Genomic DNA, 1,015 nt, shown 5'->3' with positions numbered 1-1,015 from the left:
GCCAAAAGGGTTTACTGCTAAGCAGGCTCTGGCTATTGGTACTGCTGGTTATACCGCAATGCTGTGTGTGATGGCATTACAAAAGCATGGATTGAAGCCAAGTGATGGCGAGGTATTGGTCACTGGCGCCGCGGGTGGAGTTGGCAGCTTCGCTATTACTCTTCTGAGCAAATTAGGATTTACGGTTGTTGCCAGTACAGGTCGCATGTCCGAGGCTGATTATCTGAAGAAATTGGGTGCTAGTGAAGTGATTGATCGTGCTGCACTGTCAGCTCCTGGCAAGCCTTTGGCAAAAGAGCGTTGGGCAGCAGTGGTTGATAGCGTTGGTAGCCATACCTTGGCTAATGCTTGTGCACAAACCAAGAGCGATGGTGCGGTTGCCGCCTGTGGTCTTGCTCAAGGAATGGATTTTCCATCGACTGTTGCACCATTTATTTTGCGTGGGGTGACTCTGTATGGCATCAATAGTGTGACAGTGCCAAAAGCTAAACGCATGGCTGCCTATGAGCAATTGAGTAAGTTGGTCGATCTCAAAACTTTAGAGGAGATCTCTCATGAAATTAGTTTGGAGGACTCCATTAAATATGCTGCAGAACTGATGGCCGGAAATGTGCGCGGTCGATTAATCGTAGATGTAAATAAATAAGCAATTGCTAATTAGTAATATTTATTGTGGTGCTTGAGGTTTGCGTGTTTCCAGTTTTGCCCAGACCTCAAGCTTTTCAGGATTAGAGAGTTCAGACCAATCGGCAATTTCAGTAAGTGTGCGATAGCAACCACGACAAAAACCATTTTCAGGATTGATGTCGCACCAGTTGATACAAGGCGATGGAACTGTTGTCAAAGTAAACCTAGAATAGAAATAGATGAATACCAAAAACCAATCCAGCGATCTTAGTTCTATTCATTATCCCTTAGCCGATACTTTGCCGGAAGTGGGTAGTTCAATGGAGGTAGCGCCTGGCGTGCGTTGGTTGCGGATGCGTCTACCGTTTGCTTTGGATCACATCAATCT

2 protein-coding genes and 1 pseudogene are annotated in these 1,015 nt (G+C 45.9%); 2 read left to right on the top strand and 1 reads right to left on the bottom strand.

Annotated elements, in window-relative coordinates; translation table 11 throughout:
• The coding region (locus tag B7X71_RS17785; RefSeq protein WP_293601716.1) for a zinc-binding dehydrogenase at positions 1-646 on the top strand (646 nt) is incomplete at its 5' end.
• Positions 647-667: 21 nt separating this feature from the next.
• On the opposite strand, the gene B7X71_RS17780 is transcribed toward B7X71_RS17785, so the two are convergent.
• Complete coding sequence (locus B7X71_RS17780; protein ID WP_215386939.1) at positions 668-844, bottom strand: DUF1289 domain-containing protein; 177 nt, start codon at positions 842-844, stop codon at positions 668-670.
• Between the two features lie 22 nt (positions 845-866).
• Here B7X71_RS17780 and B7X71_RS17775 point away from each other — a divergent pair.
• Positions 867-1,015 (top strand): annotated as a pseudogene (locus tag B7X71_RS17775) (MBL fold metallo-hydrolase); the annotation flags it as partial.

The organism is Polynucleobacter sp. 39-46-10, assembly GCF_002282275.1.
The sequence above is the reverse complement of the archived record's forward strand: the minus strand, read 5'-3'. Positions and strand labels throughout refer to the sequence as shown.